Annotated in this window: 18 protein-coding genes; 5 read left to right on the top strand and 13 right to left on the bottom strand. The window is 69.4% G+C overall.

Annotated features, from left to right (window positions below; all coding sequences use genetic code 11):
* Position 1: 1 nt before the first annotated feature.
* Complete coding sequence (locus ABD908_RS05860; RefSeq protein ID WP_344992241.1) at positions 2 to 352, bottom strand: PEP-utilizing enzyme; 351 nt, start codon at positions 350 to 352, stop codon at positions 2 to 4.
* A 69-nt stretch (positions 353 to 421) separates the two neighbouring features.
* A complete protein-coding gene (locus tag ABD908_RS05855) occupies positions 422 to 1,600 on the bottom strand; it encodes a hypothetical protein (RefSeq protein ID WP_344992238.1) in 1,179 nt (392 codons plus the stop codon).
* A 196-nt stretch (positions 1,601 to 1,796) separates the two neighbouring features.
* Here ABD908_RS05855 and ABD908_RS05850 point away from each other — a divergent pair, with 196 nt between their 5' ends.
* Complete coding sequence (locus ABD908_RS05850; protein ID WP_344992235.1) at positions 1,797 to 2,717, top strand: LysR family transcriptional regulator; 921 nt, start codon at positions 1,797 to 1,799, stop codon at positions 2,715 to 2,717.
* Positions 2,718 to 2,727: 10 nt separating this feature from the next.
* Here the strand turns inward: ABD908_RS05850 and ABD908_RS05845 are convergent, their stop codons facing one another.
* The 11 genes from ABD908_RS05845 to ABD908_RS05795 form a co-directional block, all read right to left on the bottom strand.
* Positions 2,728 to 4,239, bottom strand: a complete 1,512-nt coding sequence (locus ABD908_RS05845; RefSeq protein ID WP_344992232.1) for an aldehyde dehydrogenase family protein — start codon at positions 4,237 to 4,239, stop codon at positions 2,728 to 2,730.
* Positions 4,240 to 4,264: 25 nt separating this feature from the next.
* Entirely contained in the window at positions 4,265 to 5,383 is a 1,119-nt protein-coding gene (locus tag ABD908_RS05840) for an NDMA-dependent alcohol dehydrogenase (protein ID WP_344992229.1), read from the bottom strand.
* 30 nt (positions 5,384 to 5,413) lie between these two features.
* Positions 5,414 to 6,355, bottom strand: coding sequence for an ABC transporter permease (locus tag ABD908_RS05835; protein ID WP_344992227.1), 942 nt, complete (start codon positions 6,353 to 6,355; stop codon positions 5,414 to 5,416).
* Between the two features lie 64 nt (positions 6,356 to 6,419).
* Positions 6,420 to 7,925 (bottom strand): sugar ABC transporter ATP-binding protein, encoded by a 1,506-nt coding sequence (locus ABD908_RS05830; protein ID WP_344992224.1) that lies wholly within the window; start codon positions 7,923 to 7,925, stop codon positions 6,420 to 6,422.
* Positions 7,922 to 8,959 (bottom strand): ABC transporter permease, encoded by a 1,038-nt coding sequence (locus ABD908_RS05825; RefSeq protein WP_344992221.1) that lies wholly within the window; start codon positions 8,957 to 8,959, stop codon positions 7,922 to 7,924. Before ABD908_RS05825 ends, ABD908_RS05830 begins: the two co-directional genes overlap by 4 nt.
* Before the next feature lie 12 nt (positions 8,960 to 8,971).
* On the bottom strand, positions 8,972 to 10,057 hold the full coding sequence (locus ABD908_RS05820; RefSeq protein ID WP_344992218.1) for a sugar ABC transporter substrate-binding protein: 1,086 nt from the start codon (positions 10,055 to 10,057) through the stop codon (positions 8,972 to 8,974).
* Between the two features lie 218 nt (positions 10,058 to 10,275).
* Positions 10,276 to 11,454 carry an acyl-CoA dehydrogenase family protein gene (locus tag ABD908_RS05815; protein WP_344992215.1) on the bottom strand — a complete coding sequence of 393 codons (1,179 nt, stop codon included), beginning with the start codon at positions 11,452 to 11,454 and terminating at the stop codon, positions 10,276 to 10,278.
* On the bottom strand, positions 11,451 to 13,013 hold the full coding sequence (locus ABD908_RS05810) for a malonate decarboxylase subunit alpha (protein ID WP_344992211.1): 1,563 nt from the start codon (positions 13,011 to 13,013) through the stop codon (positions 11,451 to 11,453). Before ABD908_RS05810 ends, ABD908_RS05815 begins: the two co-directional genes overlap by 4 nt.
* 191 nt (positions 13,014 to 13,204) lie before the next feature.
* Complete coding sequence (locus tag ABD908_RS05805; RefSeq protein ID WP_344992208.1) at positions 13,205 to 14,218, bottom strand: LacI family DNA-binding transcriptional regulator; 1,014 nt, start codon at positions 14,216 to 14,218, stop codon at positions 13,205 to 13,207.
* Between the two features lie 92 nt (positions 14,219 to 14,310).
* Positions 14,311 to 15,210 (bottom strand): sugar phosphate isomerase/epimerase family protein, encoded by a 900-nt coding sequence (locus tag ABD908_RS05800; RefSeq protein WP_344992205.1) that lies wholly within the window; start codon positions 15,208 to 15,210, stop codon positions 14,311 to 14,313.
* Positions 15,211 to 15,213: 3 nt separating this feature from the next.
* Positions 15,214 to 16,371, bottom strand: a complete 1,158-nt coding sequence (locus ABD908_RS05795; RefSeq protein WP_344992203.1) for a dihydrodipicolinate synthase family protein — start codon at positions 16,369 to 16,371, stop codon at positions 15,214 to 15,216.
* Between the two features lie 152 nt (positions 16,372 to 16,523).
* Here ABD908_RS05795 and ABD908_RS05790 point away from each other — a divergent pair, with 152 nt between their 5' ends.
* The 4 genes from ABD908_RS05790 (at position 16,524) to ABD908_RS05775 (ending at position 20,689) form a co-directional block, all read left to right on the top strand.
* Entirely contained in the window at positions 16,524 to 17,267 is a 744-nt protein-coding gene (locus tag ABD908_RS05790) for an SDR family NAD(P)-dependent oxidoreductase (RefSeq protein ID WP_344992200.1), read from the top strand.
* Positions 17,264 to 18,391, top strand: a complete 1,128-nt coding sequence (locus tag ABD908_RS05785; protein ID WP_344992197.1) for a glycerate kinase — start codon at positions 17,264 to 17,266, stop codon at positions 18,389 to 18,391. Before ABD908_RS05790 ends, ABD908_RS05785 begins: the two co-directional genes overlap by 4 nt.
* Before the next feature lie 48 nt (positions 18,392 to 18,439).
* Positions 18,440 to 18,877 (top strand): MaoC family dehydratase, encoded by a 438-nt coding sequence (locus ABD908_RS05780; protein WP_344992194.1) that lies wholly within the window; start codon positions 18,440 to 18,442, stop codon positions 18,875 to 18,877.
* Positions 18,878 to 19,087: 210 nt separating this feature from the next.
* Positions 19,088 to 20,689 (top strand): GMC family oxidoreductase, encoded by a 1,602-nt coding sequence (locus ABD908_RS05775; RefSeq protein ID WP_344992191.1) that lies wholly within the window; start codon positions 19,088 to 19,090, stop codon positions 20,687 to 20,689.
* The last annotated feature ends 161 nt before the right edge of the window (positions 20,690 to 20,850 follow it).

Raw genomic sequence — 20,850 nt, 5'->3', positions numbered from 1 at the left:
CTCAGCCCGCGACCTGGACGGATCCGTCGGTCTCGATCCGCACGTGGCGGCCGTGCAGCCCCTCGCCGCTCAGTTCGGTTCCCATGACGCACGGAATGCCGAACTCGCGGGACAGGATCGCCACATGCGAGCCCTTGCCGCCGACCGTGGAGATCACGCCCTTGATGTCGGAGAACAGGGGCGAGAGGATCGTGCCGCCGGAGGTGTGCAGCAGCACGATGAGATCGCTCGGGCAATCGTCGAACAGGGGGAGCACGTCTTCAGTCGTCGAGATCTCGACGACGGTGCCCTCGACAGGCTCCGTCCCCGAGACGAAGTCGCCGCTGCCGGCCGTGGTCCAGTTTCCGGACATGGGTTCCTCTGCTTTCGTTTGCCGGCGGATCGGCCCGTGGCCGGTCTGCGCGTGTGACGTGGTGGAAGGTCAGGCGAACGGGGGAGTGGTCGGCTCGCCGCCACCGAGCAGGTGCTCGAAGGCACCGAGACGGGTGTCTCCGGTCGCTCGGTCGTAGTAGTCCTCGGCGGCCTTCTCGAACGGTTCGACCCACAGCGTGCGGACCTCGTCCTCGGAGTAGCCGGCGAGGGGCAGCAGCGCGTGGAAGTCGGTGGCGTACTGGCTGGCGCCGTGGGTCACCTTCGTCCGGTCGTCCCAGCGGGCCATCTTCAGGAAGTAGTCGCGCTGGGCCTTCACCGACGCCTCGGCGATCTCCGCGAGCTCGGGAAGGGTGATCCGGTGCAGATCGTCGTCGGAGTAGATCGCGATGCCCTCGACGTGGTCGAGGAGGTTCTCCGGCTCGGCGTAGACGGCGAACAGGTCGAAGCGGATCTCCACGTCGCGCATCACCAGGGCGATCACGATGCGCGACACAGGCAGGCGGTTGGCGTCGTCCTTGCTCGGCATGTACTTGCCCTGCAGGTCGGTGAACTCCTTGAAGAGCACGGTGCGGCCGTCGGCGAGCTTGTAGGGGCCGTGGTGGTGGATGCCGTCGCGGGCCTCGGCGTGGGTGACGAACTCGAACATGTCGAGCTCGGCGATGGCGCGGCGAAGCATGTCGCGGTCGCCGCCGTTCGCCGCAGTGCCGTCCGCGGCGACGGCGCCTTCGGTGAGCGCGGCGTTCGCCATCTCGGCGACCGTCTCGTCGGGCAGGACCTCGTAGGTCTCCGGCGTGCCGCCCTGGCCGGGCACCAGGCCGCCGTCGTTGCGGTATGTCTGCATGATCCGGGCCCACCAGGTCAGCACCTCGGCGCCCCGGGCATCCTCGGGGACCACGACATCGGTCTTCTCCGGCCAGCCCGCGTCCTTGTACAGCTGGATCCGGCCCATCGTGAGCACCCATCCGAGGCCGTTCATCACCAGGCCCAGCGGGACGCCGACGGTCTTGAGTCGCCGGCCGAGCTCCTCGGGTGTGAGCCGCGCCGACACGAGGTCCATCAACAGCGGAATCGACCGCACCGCGGCGTAGTTGCCGTATGCCATCTTCGTGGACACATCGAACAGCGGGGAGTCCACGGCGGTCCGCTCGGCGAGGAATGCGCGGACGGCGTCGCCCAGCTGTACTCGGGCCTGATCGGCCAGGTCGCGGTTGACTCGGGCGGAGGACATTCGGTGGCTCCTCGGGGTCGGGGTAGGTGCACTCGATGTCACACCTGTGGCGTCGCCGTCGGTAGAGGTCACTCACTTATCGGGGTGAGAACATCTGCTTATCCCCCGTGGCTTCGCTGGCCGACCGCCGAGCGTGCGGGCTATCGTGACCTGCATCACTACATGGATCGCGGTGGTGGGAATCGAGGTGGCGGAAATGGACCTGCGCCAGATGGAGGTCTTCGTCGCCGTCGCCGAAGAAGGAAGCATCCACGCGGCGGCGCGGCGACTGTTCCTCTCGCAACCGGCCATCTCACAGGCGATGCGGAAGTTGGAGCGCGTGGTCGGCGCGCCCCTGCTGGTCCGCAGCCCCCGGGGCGTCGAGCTCACGGAGCCGGGGCGCGTCTTCCTCGACCAGGCCCGCCTGATCCTGCGATCGGTAGACGACGCCGTCGCCGAAGCGCGTCGGGTCGGCCGTCGCCGCAGGATCAGGGTCGGCCTGCTCTCCGGTCACCTCGGAGCTGGCGAACTCACGCCGCTGATCGTCGGCGAGTACCGTCGCGCGCACCCCGACGTGGACGTGTCGGTGGCGGATCTGAGTTTCGGTGATCAATTCGAGGCGGTGTCCTCGGGTGACGTCGACGTGGCGATCGTCCGCGCACAGCGCGAATACGACGGTCTGGACTTCACTCCGTTGTTCAACGAGCCCCGGGTGCTCTGCTACAGCGCCGAGGCCGCCGAGTCGGCGGGCGCCGAGCCGGTCACCGCCGACGCGCTTCTCGACATGCCGGTGCTGAACCTGGTGCACACCCCGGACCGGTGGTCGTCGTTCTGGGAACTGCAGGAGCTGAGGCAGCCGTACGAGCGGGTGCGGAGCACGGCCGTCACCATCTCCGAGCTCCAGTCTGCGATCGCAGGATCGAAGTGTGTCCTATCGGTCGCGCTCAGTGGCTGGCGTCTGGGCATTCGGAATCCGCTGCTGCGGGCGCTGCCGATCGAGGGGACGGCGCCGACCATCGTGCAAGCGGCATACCGACGCGGGGCCGATCAGCGGACGGCACTGGAGTTCGCGGAGTTCGCGCGCGGGGTCGTCGCCGAGAATCTGGACATCGTGGAGGGCGCGCACCTCGCCGCGTGACGGAAGAACGTCAGGCGGAGGCGTGCGGGAATGCGGGGGTGCGCTTGCCCTCCCGGATCTGGATCGACTTGAGCTCGGTGAACTCCTCGAACCCGGCGATGCCCATCTCGCGGCCGTAGCCCGACTGCTTCATCCCGCCCGCGGGGAGCTGAGGGCCACCGTCGATCGTGGTGTTGACCCACACGCGGCCGCTGCGCAGGGCCTTCGCCACCGTCAGCGCCCGGTCGATGTTCTTGGTCCACAACGAGCTCGACAGCCCGTACTCGGTCGCATTGGCGAGGCGGATCGCCTCGTCGACGTCCCGGAAGCGCGTCACGGTGAGCACCGGGCCGAAGATCTCCTGATGGAACTCGGGGGAGTCCTCGTGCACGCCCACCACGACGGTCGGCGTGACGAAGTGGCCGCCGTCGGGGCCGCCCGCGGGCTCGGCCGGTGTGACGACGGTGCCGCCGTGTGCCTGCGCGGAGGCGATGTGGCCGCGGACCTTCTCCAGGTGGCCGCCGTGGATCATCGGTCCCACGTCGGTCGACTCGTCGAGGGGATCACCGGTCCGGAGCCGGCCGGTCGCGGCGACGACCTGCTCGACGAACTCGTCCGCGATGGACTCCTGAACGAGCAGGCGCGCGCCGGCCACGCAGCACTCGCCGTTGTTGAAGAACGCGCCGAACAGCACGCCGTCGAGTGCATCGTCGAGATCGGCATCGTCGAACACGATGTTCGCGCCCTTGCCGCCGAGTTCCATCGACAGCCGCTTCGCCGTCGCCGCCGCGGCCTTGGTGATCGCCTGCCCCGTCGCGGTGCTGCCGGTGAACGACAGCAGGTCGACGTCGCGGCTCTCGGCCAGGGTGGCGCCGACGTCCGCCCCGTATCCGGTCACCACGTTCACCACGCCGTCCGGTATCCCGGCGGCGCTGATGATGCGCGCCAGCTCCAGTGCGGTCCCCGAGGTGAACTCGGACGGCTTGACGACGGCGGTGCACCCCGCGGCGAGCGCGAACGGCAGCTTCTGCGCGAGCAGCAGCAGCGGGAAGTTCCAGGGCAGGATCATCGCCGCCACCCCGGCCGGCTCGCGGACGACGAGGGCCGTGCAGCCCTCACCGAGCCCGGTATGCGCCTCACCGTGACTCGACATCGCCAATCCCGCGGCGTATTCGAAGAGCTCGGCGCTCCCCTCGACGTCGCCCCGGGCGTAGCGCAGCAGCTTGCCGCTCTCGGCGGCCTCGATCTCGGCGAGCCGGTCGGCGTCGGCCCGCATCAGCTCGGCCACCCGCAGCAGCTTCCGGGCGCGTTCCATCGCCGACGTCCGCGGCCACGGCCCGTCGTCGAACGCCCGGCGAGCGGCGGCGATCGCGCGTCTGGTGTCCTCCGAGGTACCGGCGGCGAACTCGGCGAGATCGCTACCGTCGGTGGGGCTCTGCCGCCTGATCGAGGCGATGCCGGCCGGATCCTCTGCCGTTCCGCCGATGAACAGTCCGTAGCGGCGGACGGTGTCGGTGGGTTCGGCGGCTACGTGAGATGGCATGGGTGCTCCTGGAGTCGGTGGCTGGTCAGTGCTCGTGGATGAGGACACCGCGCAGGTTCCTGCCCGCGTGCATGTCCGCGTAGGCCTCGTTCACCCGGTCTATCGAGTATCGCGCGGTGATCAGCTCGTCGAGCTTGAGGAGGCCGGCCTTGTAGTAGTCGAGCAGTGCGGGGATGTCGTTGGTGGGGTTGCAGTTCCCGAACAGGACGCCGCGCAGGGTCTTCGCATAGACGACCAGCTCCAGCGGGCTGATCGGGATGCCGGGCTCGTTCTGTCCGATGGAGACGAGGGCGACCCGGCCCTCTTTGCGTACGGCCGAGAACGTCTCCGCGATCAGCGCACCGTCGACCACGCCGACGGTGATGACCGCGGAGTCGGCACCCTGCCCGTTGGTGACCGAGTGGATGAACGGCATGGCCTCCGCGATCGACGCGAAGGCGTGGCTGGCACCCAGCTTCAGGGCCTCGTCGCGTTTGAACGCGACCGGGTCGACCGCCACCACGTGGGCGGCGCCCGCGTGGTGGGCGCCCTGCACGGCGTTGATGCCGACACCGCCGACGCCCACGACGAGCGCGGTGTCACGGGGCCGCACGTGCGCGGCGTTGACCGCAGCGCCCCAACCGGTGGCGACGCCGCAGGAGACCAGGCACGCGACGTCGAACGGCAGGTCGTCGTCGATCTTGACCGCCTGCGACTCGTCGGTGACGAGGTAGTTGGCGAAGGTGCCGAGGCGCTGCATGGCGCCCAGGGGCGCGCCGCTGCGGCGGGTGAACCGGGGGTTGCCTGCGAGCCCGAAGCCGTTCTCCATTCCTGCGCCGCTGTCGCAGATGTACTGCATGCCCTGCGAGCACCACCGGCAGTGGCCGCACGCGGGTAGGTACGCGGTGGCGACGTGGTCGCCGACCTGTACTCGGGTGACGCCCGGGCCGACGGAGTCGATGATGCCCGCACCCTCGTGGCCGCCGAGGAAGGGCAGCACGTTGGGGATGTCGCCGGTCACGAGGTGGTCGTCCGAGTGGCACAGGCCCGAGGCCATGACCCTGATCCGCACCTCGCCCGGGCCGGGTTCGGCGAGCTCGAGGTCCTCGACCTCCCAGCGGCCGCCCACGCTCTCGATGACGGCGCCTCGAACTGAGATGGACATGGTGGATCTCCTAGCGGGGGTGTCGATGGATCATTTGATGATGGTGAGCTTGCTGCGGTCGAGCGTGAGCACGACGATGACGATGACGACGCCGCCGTAGACGATCTGCTGGTAGTTGGGGTCGATTCCGGTCACCGCGCCGCCGACCCGCAGGATCGTCACGATCAGCGCGCCCACGGCGACCTTGAAGGCGCTGCCGATACCGCCGGTGATGGCGCAGCCGCCGACGAGCACTGCGGCGATCGCCGGCAGCAGCAGCGCGTCGGCCAATTGTGGTGCTGCACTCTGCTGTTGCGCAGACAGGACCACGGCGGCGAGCCCGGAGAAGAGCCCCGACAGCGCGAACGCCGCGACCCTGATCCGTCGGGTGGGGATGCCGCTCAGCATGGCGGGACGCTCGCCGAGGCCGACGAGGTGGAAGACGTTGCCTCGGGGGTGGCGGGACATGAACGCCCAGATGACGATTCCGATGACGATGCCGATCCATACCGCGGCGGGTATGTCGAGGAAGGTCCACGAGCTGAGCCAGTAGATCGCGTCGTAGTGCTTGTCGATGTAGATGGTCGTCGAGCCGGATAGGGCCTGTGCGACAGCGCCCCAGAACCCGAGCGCGCCGAGCGACACCACGAACGACGGCACCTGGCCCAGCGTGGTCAGGAATCCGGTCACCGCGCCGATCGCCGCGGTGGCGATCACTGTGATCAGGATCGCCAATGGACCTGTGGCGCCGATGGTCTGGGCCAGGATCACAGTCCCGAGCGAGCACACGGTGGCGACCGACAGGTCGATACCACCGGTGAGGATCACGAACATCTGTCCCAGCCCGAGCAGAAAGAGCGGGAGCGCCTGGGCGGTGACCACGGACAGGGCAGTGCCGGAGAAGAAGTGCGGTTCGGCGACGGTGACCAGGGCCACGAGGAGGACCAGCAGTAGGGGCGGGCCCGCGGTGCGAAGCGCCGCCGGCGAGAGCATGGCGCTGGTTCTACCCGTCGGGCGGGGTGGGGTCACGGTCTGGAGGGAAGCGGTGTCGGCCATCTCACATCATCTTCTCGAGGATCTCGATCTTCGTGGGCGGTTCGGTTGCGACGGAATCGAATTCGGCTGACACGCGGCCGTCGCGCAGGACGACGATCCGGTGTCCGAGGCCGATCGCCTCGTCGAGGGTGTCGGCGAGCACCAGCACGCCGACTCCGCGGTCGGACAGGTCGCGGACGAGGGCGTACACGTCCTCCTTGGCACCGATGTCGAGTCCGCGAGTGGGGTGGTCGAGGATGAGGACCGTCAGGTCCTCGTCACGGATCCATTTGGCCAGCACGGCTTTCTGCTGGTTGCCGCCGGACAGGCGAGCGATGTCGGCGTCGGGGTCGGCGGGGCGGATGTGCAGCCGCTCGATCCACCCCAGCGCCTCCCGGCGCGCCACGCCCGAGCGGCTCTGCATCGACGTGCTCGGGTGCGCGAGGCTGATGTTGTCGGCCACCGTCGCGCCTGACACCATCCCCTCGCTGCGTCGCTCCGCCGGTACGTACCCGATGCCGGCCGCCACCGCGGCGGTCGGCGACGACGGGTTCAGCCGCTCTCCCTTGACCTCGAACGACCCGGCCTGCGCCGGCATCGCGCCGAAGATCGCGCGGGCGAGCTCCTCCCGTCCCGACGAGGCCACCCCGACCAGGCAGACGACCTCACCCGGCAGCACGGATATCGACACGTCGTCCACGTGGCCGCGGACGGTGACGTTGCGCGCCGCGAGCATCGGCGTTCCGTCGGGCACGGGCTTCCGCCGGCCCGTGCTGTAGATCTCGTCGGCGGCCTCCTTGCCGATCATCATCGCGTAGAGCTCGCGCTCGTCGACATCGGTGGTGGACCGCTCGCCGACCAGCTTGCCGTCGCGGAGGACGTAGACACGATCGGAGAACCGGAGGACCTCGTCGAGCCGGTGCGAGACGAAGATGACGGAGCCGATCTCCCGCAGCACGAGGACCCTCTGGTGCAGCACCTCGATGTCTGCCGGCTGTAGCACCGAGGTCGGCTCGTCGAGGACGAGCAGGGGAGCGTGGCCGGTCTGCTTGCCCGCGACCGCGCGGGCGACCTCGATCATCTGGCGTTCGGCGAACCCGACGTCGTCGGTGAGGGCCGCCGGGCTGACCTCGGAGTCGACCAGATCCAGCATGGACTGTGCGGCACGGCGACGCGCACCGCGCCGGATCAGGCCGAAGCGGGTGAAGTCGGATTCGGAACCGAGCGTGAGGTTCTCGGCGATCGTGAGGTTCGGCAGTAGCGATTGCTCCTGGTGCACCACGCCGACCCCGTGCCGCGTCGCATCGGCAGGGCTGGTGAAGACGGTGTCGACGCCGGAGACCCGCATGGTGCCCTCGTCCGGGCGGTGGACGCCCGCGAGGATCTTCAACAGGGTCGACTTGCCGGCGCCGTTCTCGCCGATGAGGCCGATGACCTCGTTCTTGCGAACGGTGAGCGAGACGTTGTCGAGGACGGTGTTGGGCCCGTATCGCTTGGTGATCCCGTCGAGCTCGAGAAGTGTTGTCATTTCACGACTCCCAATCGCGTGCGGGCGGGCCATGCGGTCGCGATGACCGCCGCGACCAGGATGATTCCCTGCGCGCCCTGCTGGATGTAGGGGCTCGCACCGGAGAGCAACAGGCCGTTGCCCAGGGTGACGAGCAGGAGGATGCCGACGACGGAGTGCAGCGGTCCGCCGCGTCCGCCGCTGAGCAGGGTGCCACCGACGACCACCGCCGAGAGCGTGAGGAACAGGTTCCCCGATCCGACGCCGACGTCGCCGACGCCCAGCCGGATGGTTGCGAGGACGCCGGCGAAACCCGACATGATCCCCGCGATGGTGAACAGGATTACCTTGGTGCGGGCCACCTTGATGCCGGTGACGCGGCTGATGCCCTCGTCGCCGCCCACCGCATAGGTGAAAGTGCCGAGTGATGTGGCGGTGCACAGGAACCAGGTGATCAGCACTGCGATCACGGCGAACACGACGATGATGGGCACCCCCAGCCAGGAACCGCGCGCCCACCCGGCCAGTCCGGGATCGGTGAGCTGAGGGGTGTTGGTGCCGAAGAGCACCGTCGCCACACCGAGGCCGATGAACCAGGTACCGAGGGTCACGAGGAACGACGGGACGCGGGCGATGGCGTGTAGCCACCCGTTCACGAAGCCGAACAGCGCGCCGACCGCGACGGCGATGACCACCGCCCACAGCCCCAGGGCGTGTGAGTTGACGCTGTTCGACGCCAGCAGGACGAAGGTGAGCCCGGACGCCGCCATGACGCCTTCGATCGACAGGTCGACGCTGCCGATGAGGATGACCAGCGTGGCGCCCATCGCGCAGATCAGGGGGATTGCGGCCTGCTGGATGACCGCGCTGAGGTTGCCGAGGCTGAAGAACCCCGTGGCGGTGAACGAGAAGACGATGCACAGCAGGATCAGAGCGGCGAGGGGACCGAGCGATCGGGCCCACCGGGACAGGAGGATCGAGCCGCCCGTCGACGGTGTCGCCGGGTCGGCAGCCGGGGAAGTGGCGCTGGATCGCGCCGGAGCGGGGGTGGGCATGGTCGGACTCCTTTACTGCACGACCGGTCCCGCTATGCGGGAGAACGGATCTCGAACCTCGGCGACGATCTGCTGGTCCGTGGGCCTGGTGGTGTAGTCGTTGACGTTGCTCTTGGTGATCAGGGTCTGGTCGAGGAAGAACTCGCGCTGCTGCGGAGTCAGGTCGGCGACCTTGCGCTGGCCGGTGGCGACCTGATAGCAGATCGCGAGTCCCATGGCGCCGTTGAAGTACGGATCAGTGGTGTAGGTCGCCACCATGGCGCCGTGTTGGATCGCTTCGAGTCCCTCGGGGGTCGCGTCGGATGCGCTGGACACCTTGATCTGGCCGACCTTGCCCTTCTCGCGAACTGCCTGCAGGGCGCCGAGCGCCATCGAATCGGTGGCCGCCCAGATGCCCGTCACCTTGTCGCCGTACTTGTTGAGCAGGGTCTGAGTGGTGGAATACGCCTCGTTCCGGTCGAAGTCGGCGGGTTGGGCGTCGAGCAGCGTGATCCCGGGGTGGCCGGCGAGGGCTTTGGTGAAGCCGGCGTATCGGGTCTGACTGATCTCGTTCGCGAGCAGGCCCTGGATGGCGATCACGCCGCCGTGTCCGCCCATGCTGTCGGCGAGCACGTTGGTGGTGTCGAAGCCCTCCTTGACACCGTCGAACCCGACGTAGGCCGCCCACCCGTCGCCGACGTCCTTCGGGTGCAGGTCCGCAGGCTTGCTCCACTGAGTCACTGCGCAGCCACCGCTGTTCTGCACCGCCCGCACGATCGCGGGCGTGTCTGCGCTGGTGTTGGGGTTGATGTTGAGCAGGACCTTCTTGCCGGTGGCCAGAACGGACTGGAGTTGGGAGAGCTCCTGCTGCGAATCACCCCCGTAGACGATGACCTTCAGCGGCACGCCGACCGAACGGGCGTACACCCGGCTCGCGTCCACCCAGGCCGCCTCGTACGGGTTGGTCAGCGACCGCACCTCGGACACCATCAGCAGGTTGCCGGAGCCCGAGGTCTGGTGGTCGCCACAGGCGGACAGTGTCGCGGCTGCGACGACGCCGGCCACGCAGACCGTGGCACAGCGGCGCACCAACCCCCTCCCGGTGGATATCGGTGACATGAATGGAACCTCCTGTAAGCGTTTTCTACAGTGATGGGCGCCACATGTCAAGGGTGAGACAACGGCGTCCCGGGGGTGGAACGGGGGAAGGTCGTAGTAGGGGTGACCAGGCTGGACGGGCAGGGCGACGAGGCGGGCGATCGGGGTGGGCGGTACGCAGACCGTTGTGATAACGCTTTCTTCGGCGGGCGGATCGCCGCGGCGCCGACTGCTCCGGGCTAGCCCGCGGCGCGCAGCAGCGATCGGCTGATGATCAGCCGCTGCATCTCGCTGGTGCCCTCGTAGATCTTGGTGATCCGGGCGTCCCGGTATAGGCGCTCGACCTCGTACCCGCGGATGAAGCCGTTACCGCCGAACACCTGCACCGCCGCGTCCGTGTGCCGGACGCAGTTCTCGGAGGCGTTGAGCTTCGCCATCGAGCAGAGCACCTCCGCGTCCGCGTCGCCCGCGTCCAACGCCTGCGCTGCCGAGACGGACAACGCGATCCCAGCTTGCAGTTCGGTGGCCACCGAGGCCAGCGAGAACGAGATCGCCTGGTTGTCGGCGATGGCCCGGCCGAACTGGTGGCGGTCGAGAGACTGCGGGACCGCGGCGTCGAGCGCGGCACGGCTGATGCCGAGGGCGAGCCCGGAGATGCCGAGGCGCCCCTTCGCGAGCACCTTCATCATGTAGCCGAACGCCTTCCCCTCCTCGCCCAGCAGAGCGGACTCGTCGATCTCGGCATCGTCGAACACGAGCCCGCCGATCTGCGAGGCGCGCTGTCCCATCTTGTGCTCGTGATAGGCGCGGCTGATGCCCGGCGTGTCGACGTCGACGAGGAAGACCGAGATGCCGCCGCGCTTGCCGAGCTCGGGGTCGGTCACCGCCAACACCACGGCGAAGTCGGCGACCGGCGCGTTGTGGATGTAGATCTTCTCGCCCCGCAGGCGCCAGCCGGTCGCCGTGCGTTCGGCGCGGGTGGTGATCGATCCGAGGTCGGAGCCCGATCCGGGCTCGGTCATGGCGTACGCGCAGCGCTTCTCCGCCGCCAGCAGCGGCAGCAGGTACTCCTCCTGCTGGGCCGGCGTCGCATATGCGCTCAGCAGGCTGCCGAGGATCTCGACCAGGCCGCACTGGTCGGCGATCGAGGCGTAGCCGTACGAGAGCGACTCCATCACGAACAGGTAGTCGAGGGCGGTGCCGCCGACGCCGCCGAACTCCTCCGGGACGGTGATGCCGAAGAGGCCGATCTTGCCCATCTCGGAGTAGACCTCCTCGGGGAAGCGCTCCGTCTCGTCCAGATCGGCGGCGATGGGGCGGATCCGCTCGTCGACGAACTGGGCCACGAGCGCCCGCTCGTCGGCGCCGAACAGTGTGGTCGGGATCCTGCTGTTGGCGGTGCCGGGTGCGAAGGTCATCGGTTGGCTCCTTGCTGGTGGTCGGTGGGTGTCGGAGGTCGGTGGGTGTGGGCGGTGAACAGCTCCGGGGCCATCGGGATCGGGCGCGTGATGATCGGTTCGAATCCCATGTGCGCGAGTATGTCTCGCTCGACGTCGATGCCCGGGGCGACTTCCGTCAGCTCGAGGCCGTCGGGTGTCAGGACGAATACGGCGCGCTCGGTGACGTAGGTGACCCGCTGGCCGTCGCGGATCGCGCGGCCGCCGGAGAAGGTGATCTGCTCGACGGTGTCGACGAACTTGGGTATCCGTCCTTCGCGCACGATGTGCAGCCGGCCGTCGCCGCACTCGACGTCGAGGCCGCCCGCGGCGAAGGTCCCGCAGAAGACCACGTGGCGGGCGCTCTCCGAGATCTCGACGAATCCGCCCGGCCCGTTGATCACTCCGCCGATCCGGCTGACGTTCACCGAGCCGGTGCGGTCGACCTGGGCCATGCCCAGACAGGTGAGGTCGATCAGGCCGCCGTTGATCAGGTCGAACTGCGTGGTCGACGCATGCATGACCTCGGGGGATGCCGAGGCGCCGAACAGGTCGCCCGACAGCGGTCGGCCCCCGAAGATGCCCTGCTCGATGACGATCGTGTTGTCGGAGAGGCGGCCCGCGGCGGCCAACTCGTCGACGACGAACGTCGGTATGCCGAAGCCCACGTTGATGATCTGGTCGGAGCCGACCTCGGCGACGGCGCGTCGCGCGATGACCGCACGCGCGCCGTGTGGGAGGTCGGCGGCACGCACATCGAAGTCGGTCTCGTCGCCGGCACCGCAGAGCCGGGGGTCGAACGGTGCGGAGTGGGTCTGGCGCTGCGCCGCATCGTGCACGACGACGTCGACGAGCGCGGCGGGCAGATGCACCACGTGGGGATCCAGCACACCGTCGGTGACGTCCTTGACCTGGGCGATCACGATGCCACCCGATGCGCGTGCGGCGTGCGCGATCGCGGCCGCGTCGAGCTGCGCCGCCTCGCCGGCCCAGCCGATATTGCCGTTACGGTCCATGGTGTCGCCGCGCACGAACGCGACGTCGACGCGGAAGGGCTTGTAACGCAGGTACTCCCGGCCGTCGAGTTCGATCAGTTCGACCAGCTCGTCGGTGGCGAGCCGGTTGAACCTGCCGCCGCCGTGCCGGGGGTCGGCGAAGGTATCGAGGCCGACCGACGTGATCAGCCCGGGCCGGCGCGCACCGATCTCGCGGAACAGCTGGCTGATCACGCCCCCCGGCAGTGTGTACGCCTCGATCAGTTCGTCCTGCGCCATCTGTCGGAGCTCGGGGGACCAGGTCCACAGGCCTCCGATGACCCGCTTGACGAGGCCGGGATGCGCGAGATGTCCGGTGCCCCCGCGACCGCGGTCTCCCATACCCAGGGCGTAGACGGCGGTGAGCTCGGCCGGTCCGTCGCCGCCGAGGAAGCGCTCCTCGAGAGCGTTCAGCAGTGACTCCGGCTCGAGCACGCCGCCGCCGGCACCGGTCAGCGCGAGCGTGGCGCCGTTCGGCACCAGTGCGACGGCTTCGCGGGCAGTCATCCGGGTGGGCCGGATGGAGCGGGATCGAGTCATTGAGGAAGCGCTTTCTAACGAGCCTGGGCGAGCCTCCGGTGATCCCTGGATGGCACGGCCTGTGATGTGGTTAACAGACTAGCAGGACGGAAAGCGCTTTCTCAAGTGTTCCGGAGACATCTGCCGGACGAACCGTGGGCGGCCGTGGATGACGCGGTTCAGCGTGCCGGGCCGGTGGAGTCCCGGACCACGACCCGCGCCTCGAGGGCGGGCGGCGAATCGGGGCGCTCGCCACCGTCGAGCATGGCCTGCATGAGTTCCCAGCCGCGGCGGCCGAGTTCGGCGCGTGGTGTCGTGACCGTCGTCAGCCGTGGCACGACGTGTCGGGCCAACACGATGTCGTCGAATCCCGTGACGGAGACGTCGGCTGGTACCCGCACCCCGGCGTCGCGCAACGCGGAGAGCACGCCGATCGCGCTCAGGTCGTTGAAGCAGATCAGCACCGTGGGGTCGTGGGCGAGCGCCTGTTGGACCACCGCGTAGGCGCCCTCGACGGTGCCGTCGGCGGTCACCTGGGTCGCCTCGATACCGAAGGCGGACGAGCTCTGTACCGCCCGCCAGCGCTCGCGGTTCTGCCACGCGAGCTCGGATCCCCCGATGTAGACCGCGCGTCGGTGCCCGAGCTGGGCGAGCCGGCTGCACAGCTGCATGGTCGCGGTGAAGTTGTCGACCGCGATCATCGGCAGGTCGATGCCCAGCTCCACACGGTTGATCAGGACCGTCGGCGCCGGGTTCCGTGCCAGCTGCTTGAGGCCGGCCGTCGGGATGCGGCTGGACAGCAGCACGAGGCCGTCGACCTGGCTGAGCAGGTCCATCGCGGTGTCCAGCTCCTCGGCGGGGTCACCGGACGAATCCGCGACCAACATGCGGTAGCCGCACTGGGCTGCGCCGCGGTGCATCTCGTTGACGACGTCGAAGAAGTACGCGTTGGTGAGATCGGGGAGGATCACGCCGATGTTGCGCATCGAGCCGAGCGCCAGCCCACGCGCGGCGCGGCTCGGGCGGTAGGCGAGCCGCGTAGCCGCCTCGTGAACCCGCTCCGCGAGTTCGGGTTTCACTGCGGACGAGCCCGTCATCACGCGGGAGACAGTCGCGATGGAGACCCCCGCCGCCTCTGCGACCGTTGCGATCGTGGCGCGGCCGGGTTGACTCGCCGGGCGGGAGGCGCTCATGGCTGTCGTCCTCACTGGTCGGTCGGGGGAACTGCTGCACAATACCGAGCCGGACCGGCCGTCACCAGTGTGGACATCGCGTCGTCCGCTGGTCACGACCCCTGGATCGTCCCCCTATGCTCGCATGCCCGACCGGCGGCCGATTGCATACTCGCGGGTCGATCGCCCCGCCCGTTACCGTCGATGTGGAGCTCCGACATGGCACGCGCGGCCGCGGCCGCCGTCTCGGTCGCCGGACGTGCCCACCACGCACTGCTGAGCACCTCGACCTCGACGAGCCCGCGGTACCCGGCGTCGCGACAGTCGCCGAGGAAACCCACCATGTCGATCACCCCCTCACCCGGCATGCCCCGGCTGGTGAGCTCTCCCATGATCGGGGTCACCCAGTCCGCCACCTGGACCGAGAGGATCCGGTCGCCGAGGTCGACGATCTGCCCGCGCAGCGCGGTCTCCCACCACACGTGATACGAGTCGACGGCGAGCCCCACGTGCGGGAGATCGATGGCGCCGACCAGCAGCGCGGCCTCGCGCAGCGATGTGATCGCCGACCGGGTGGCGGCCATCATCGGATGGAATGGTTCGATCGCCAGGCGGACGCCGGCCTGCTGCGCGTGCGGGGCGAGTTCCGTGATGCCGTCCGCGATCTCGGCCCGCGCCCGGTCCATCCGGCCGTCGACCGGAGGGCCGCACACCAGCACCAGGCACTGTGCGCCGAGGGCGGCCGCCTGGTCGACGGCGCGGCGGTTGTCGTCGAACCGCTCCCGTCGGAGCTCGGCGGTGGGCTGCGGGAACATGCCGCCCCGGCACACGCTCGACACCTGGAGGCCCGCCCCGCTGATACGCGCCGCGGCGCGGCCCAGGTCCTCGCCCTCGAGCACGTCCCGCCACAGGCCCACACCTCCGAATCCGTGCTCGATCGCGAGGTCGACGACCGCATCGAGCCCTGCGCCGCGGACGGTGGCGGAGTTGAGGCTGCAGTCCTGTACCTGCATCGCTCAGCCGATCCCGTTGACGGCGAAGTACGCCCCGACCCGGGCCGCGGTGTGCTCGGGGTCGGTGAACAGCCCGATCCGGTCCGCTGCGCGCACCAGCTCCGCCAGGTGCACCAGGCTGCGCCCGGTCTCGAATCCGCCGATCATCCGGAAGTGGTTCTGCTGGCCGTTGAGGTACGCGAGCCACGCGACGCCGACCTTGTAGTACTGCGTGGGTGCGGCGAAGATCAGGCGTGACAACTCCTCGGTGGGGCCGAGGATCGCGCGGTAGCCCGCGGTATCGCCCTCATCGAGCCGTGCGAGCGCGGCCGATGCGAAGGGACCGACCGCCGCGAACGCGCCGAGCAGCGCGTCGCTGTGACCGTCGGAGTCTCCGGCGATCATGTCGACGTAGTTGTAGTCGTCGCCGGTGAACACCCGTGCCCCGGCCGGGATCCGATTGCGCAGCCGGATCTCCAGCGCTGCGTCGAGCAACGAGATCTTGATTCCGCGGACGGTTCCGGCGTGCTCGCCGATGACCGTCAGGACCGTGTCCATCGCAGCCAGGGGATCGTCGTCCCCCCAGTACCCCTGCAGGCTCGGATCGAAGACCGATCCGAGCCAATGCAGAACGACCGGACGCGTGGCGTGGGACAGGACCTCGTCGTACACCGTCAGGTAGTCGTCGGGCCCCTGCGCGACTGCGGCGAGATGGCGGCTGGCCATCAGCACACACTCGCCGCCGAGCGCCTCGATGGTCGCGATCTGCTCGACATAGGCGTCGACGATCTCGGGCAGCGTCGGCCGGGCGTCGGTGAGTTGGTCGGTACCGATACCGACGACGACCCGTCCGCCGACCTCGCCCGCCGCGGCGAGGGTGCGGGTCGCGAGTTCGCGGGCGGACGGCCAGTCCAGGCCCATGCCTCGCTGCGATGTGTCCATGGCCTCGGCGATGCCGAGGCCGAGCGACCACAGATCACGCCGCAGCTCGAGCGTGGCGTCCCAGTCGATCTGGTCGGGCCCGCCCGCGGCCGAGGCGCGGTAGGGGTCGGCCACGACGTGGGCCGCCGCGTACACGTGGCGGGAGACCGGCGGGGCCGAGGCGGTCGCCAGTCGGGCCGGTTCGCCGGGCGCCCAGTCGACTGTGGTGCCGTCGGCGGAGGGCAGATGGAGCTTGACCATGAGTCTGAAATCGCTTTCTTGCGGAGGGATTGCTCTAGCCTATACCATGCAAATGTCAAGTTGAAGACGTTGAGGGCCATTCGAATCGGCTGCGAAAGCGGTTGCTGAAGCGGGTGTGATGCGCGGGCCTGTCGCTGAGAAGGGTTATGACGATGCTGGGTTCGACGAACGGGTTGTCCGGCAGGACGGCGATCGTGACAGGCGCGGCGGGAGGGATCGGCTCGGCGATAGCGCGGGCGCTCGCGCGCGAGGGCGTGACGGTGGTCGGTTTGGATGCGGCCCACGCCGTGACGGAGGTCCTCGCGAAGATGGGGGGTGTCGGACTCTGCGGTGACCTCACCCACCCCGCGGTGAGCCGATCGGCGGTGGACGAGGCGATCGCGCGGACCGGCAGGCTGGACATCGTCGTCAACGCGGCCGGGATCCAACGGCGCACCGCCGCCGTGGACATCGCCGACCACGACTTCCAGCGCCTCATCGACGTCAACCTGTCCGCTGCGTACCGCCTGATCCGGCAGGCCGTGCCGGCCCTCGCGACGACGCGGGGCAGCGTGGTCAACATCGCGTCGCTGTCCGCCGACCGGGCAGTGCCCGGGATCGTCCCCTACGGCGCCACCAAGTCGGCCCTGGTGCAGCTCGGCAAGGGGCTCGCCGCCGAGCTCGGGCCGCAGGGGATCCGCGTCAACGCGGTCGCGCCGGGCTACATCGAGACTCCGATGACCGCGGACGTGCTCGGGCAGGACGAGTTCCGCAGCCGCGCACTGTCGCGGATCCCGTTGCAGCGCTTCGCCGACGGCGATGACGTGGCCGACGTAGTCACCTTCCTGGTCTCCGACGCGGCGCGCTACGTGACCGGTGTCGTGCTCCCCGTCGACGGCGGGTACTCGATCACATGAGTGGCGACGCCGTGCCGTCGGCCGGGCGACCGTTGCACGTCGTGGTGGCGCCCGACTCGTTCAAGGGTTCCGCGGACGCCGCGGACATCGCCCGTGCGATGGCGGCCGGGTGGCGCGACGCACGGCCTGCCGACCACGTCACCGTCCTCCCACAGGCCGACGGTGGCGAGGGGACCATGGCGGCGCTGGCGGCGTCGACCGGCGGGGCGCGATGGCATGCGGTGTCCGACGTGTGCGGCCCCGACCACCGCCCGGTGACGGCACGGTGGCTGGAGCTGCCGGGGTCGCTCGGGGTCGTGGAGCTCGCCGAGTCGAGCGGCCTGCCGCTGATGGCCTCGCTCGATCCGAGACGCGCGACGTCCCGCGGGCTCGGCCAGGTGATCCGCGCTGCGGTCGGGCATGGGGCGCAGCGACTGGTCGTCGGTCTCGGCGGCTCGGCGTCCACCGACGGTGGCGTGGGCATGCTCCGCGAGCTCGGGCTCGTGCTGCTCGACGACGGTGGCAGACCCGTCACCATCGACGACGTCACCGGCCTCGCCGCGGTGGCCCGCGTCGACGTGGGCGCGCTGCTGGCCGCGCCACCCGGCGGCGTCGAGGTGCTCACGGACACCCTCGCGCCCCTATACGGACCCGACGGTGCGGCGCACACGTTCGGCGCACAGAAGGGCGCCGATGCCGAGACGCGCGACGCCCTCGACCGCGCGCTGCGGCGGATCGCCGATGCGATCGGGCCGCCGCTCGGTGCCGACGCCTCCGAACCGGGCACGGGGGCCGCCGGAGGTGTGGGGTTCGGTCTGCGAGCGTGGGGTGCGCGGCTGGTCCCCGGCGCCGATCGGATCAATCACCTGACGGGCCTGACCGACGCGATTCCGACCGCGGACGTGGTGGTCACGGGCGAGGGACGGTTCGACAGCACGTCGGCCACCGGAAAACTGGTGGGCACCATCGTGCGCAGGTGCACCGCGCATGGGGTTCGGACCCTGGTGGTCGCGGGTGACCTGGCGGTCGCACCGCCGGATCTCGGCGTGTCGCTCGTCGCGGTCGCCGGCTCCGTCGAGGCGGCGCTGGCCGAGCCGCTGACCCACGCGCGGTCCGCTGTGCGTGCTGCCGCGGCGAGCATCTGAGGCCGTGCGCCGCCGGGCGTGCGCAGGAGATGAAAGGAAGAGGAACCGATGGGCGCGAGCAGGAACCAGACGGCCGACTGGGGTGTGGCGGTCGGCGACACCGCGCGGTTCACGAAGACCGTGGGTGAGTACGACGTCTATGGATTCGCCGGAATCACCGGTGACTTCGCGCCGAACCACATCGACCGGACGTTCATGGCGGCCGGGACGTACGGCGAGCGGATCGCGCACGGTGTGCTGACCCTCGGTCTGTCGTCGACCGCCTCCACCGAGATCGTGGCCCGGGCAGGTGGTCGCGCCGTGTCGTACGGCTACGACCGCGTCCGCTTCATCGCGCCCGTGTACATCGGCGACACGGTCACCATCACCTATACGGTGGCCGCGGTCGACTACGACGAACGCAAGACGTTCGCCGACATCGTCGCGACCAATCAGCGCAACGAGACCTGCATGGCGGCCACGCACATCTTGAAGTTCCTGCGGTAGTGGTGCGGCGACAAAGGTAATCGCTTTCAGTAGCGGGCCACCTGGCCGCATGCCTTGACACGTGAGCTGGATCACGGTAAGAAAGCGCTTACAGATATTCTCGCGCAGGCGAGCCGATCGGATTCGTCGAATCCGGCGATTTCTGAAGATATGAATCGGGCCGGGCCGCCGCGACAGCGTCGCCCGCAGTGGGACCAGGGGTAACAGATCATGACCAACGACTACGACTACGTCATCGCGGGCGGCGGCACCGCAGGGTGCGTCCTCGCGGGTCGGCTGACCGAGGATCCGTCGATCCGTGTCCTCCTGCTCGAGGCGGGCGGCAACGACCGGCATCCCTTCATCCACGTGCCGGCGGGCTTCGCGAAGCTGACGTCGAGCAAGTACGACTGGGGGTTCCAGAGCGTCCCGCAGGAGCACTGCGACGGCAGGACGATCCCACTCGCGCAGGGCAAGGTGCTCGGCGGCGGCGGATCGATCAACGCCCAGGTGTTCACCCGCGGTGCGCATGAGGACTACGACGACTGGGCCAAGACCTACGGGTGCGACGGATGGTCGTTCGACGACGTCCGTCAGTACTTCGTCCGGTCCGAGGCGAACGACCGGCTGTCCGCTCCCGACCACGGCGTCGACGGGCCGCTCGGCGTGTCCGATCCGGTCGATCCGCACCCGTTGTCGCTGGCCTTCGTCCGCGCGGGCCAGGAGTTCGGCCTTCCCTTCAACGGCGACTTCAACGGCGCCCGCCAGCTCGGCGTCGGGATGTACCAGACCACCACGAAGAACGCCCGCCGGTGCAGCGCAGCCGTGGCCTACGTCAAGCCGGCGCGGAAGCGCCCGAATCTGACGGTGCGCACCGATGTGACGGTGTCTCGCATCACGCTCGTCGGCAAGCGGGCGACGGGTGTGGAGTTCATCACCGAGCACGGAGTCGAGACCGCCCGTGCCGGTCGCGAGGTGCTGGTGACCGCCGGCGCGTTCGGGTCGCCGAAACTCCTCCAACTCTCGGGCATCGGACACCCCGACGATCTCCGTGCGGCGGGCGTGGAGGTGCGCCACGCGCTCGGCGGCGTCGGGCGGAACCTGCACGACCACTGCGACCTCGACGTGATCTACGAGCTCCGCGACTACCAGAGCCTCGACCGGCTCAACCTGGTGCGGCCGGCGACCGCGCGTGCCGGCCTCGAGTACGCCGCTCTCCGGCGCGGCCCGCTCGCCTCCACGGTGGTCGAGGCCGGCGCATTCAGCTTCGGACACGCCGCAGCGGACATCCCCGACCTGCAGTTCCACTTCCTGCCGGCCGCTGGAGTGGAGGCTGGTGTCGCCGCGGTGCGGCCCGGTTACGGTTGCACGCTGAACTCGTACGCGCTGCGGCCGGAGAGCCGGGGATCGGTGCGGATCCGCTCGAGCGACCCGCTGGCGATGCCGTTGATCGATCCCAACTTCCTCGCCACCGACTTCGATCTCGAGTCGAGCATCGAGGGGCTGCGGCAGAGCCGGGAGATCATGGCGCAGCCGTCGATGACCCGGCACATCACGGCGGAGCACCTCGCCGGTGGGCGGTCGGTGTCGAGCAAGGACGACTACGTCGCCTTCGTCCGCGCGTTCGGCCGCACGTCGTATCACCCGGTCGGCACCTGCGCGATGGGCGTCGGCGACGACGCCGTGGTGGACCCGGACCTCAGGGTGGTCGGGATGAGCGGGCTGCGGGTCGTCGACTCGTCCGTGATGCCCCGCATCGTCAGCTCGAACACGCAGGCCCCCACTGTGATGATCGCGGAGAAGGCCGTGGACCTCATCCGTGCCGCCGGCTAGATCGATGACTTCCAGGCGACGGCGGGTACCTCACCCGCCGGCGACTCCTCCCGGCCTGAGCCCTTCCCGACCTGAGCCCTTCCCGACCTGAGCCCTGAGCCGGATTCCGCCCGCTGACGACCGGTCCTGCCTCTCTCGCGGCCGGATGTCACCGACGCGGC

Origin of the sequence: Tsukamurella soli (assembly GCF_039541155.1) — a bacterium.
In the GTDB taxonomy this organism is placed as follows: domain Bacteria; phylum Actinomycetota; class Actinomycetes; order Mycobacteriales; family Mycobacteriaceae; genus Tsukamurella; species Tsukamurella soli.
This window is presented reverse-complemented; position numbering and strand designations above follow the sequence as displayed.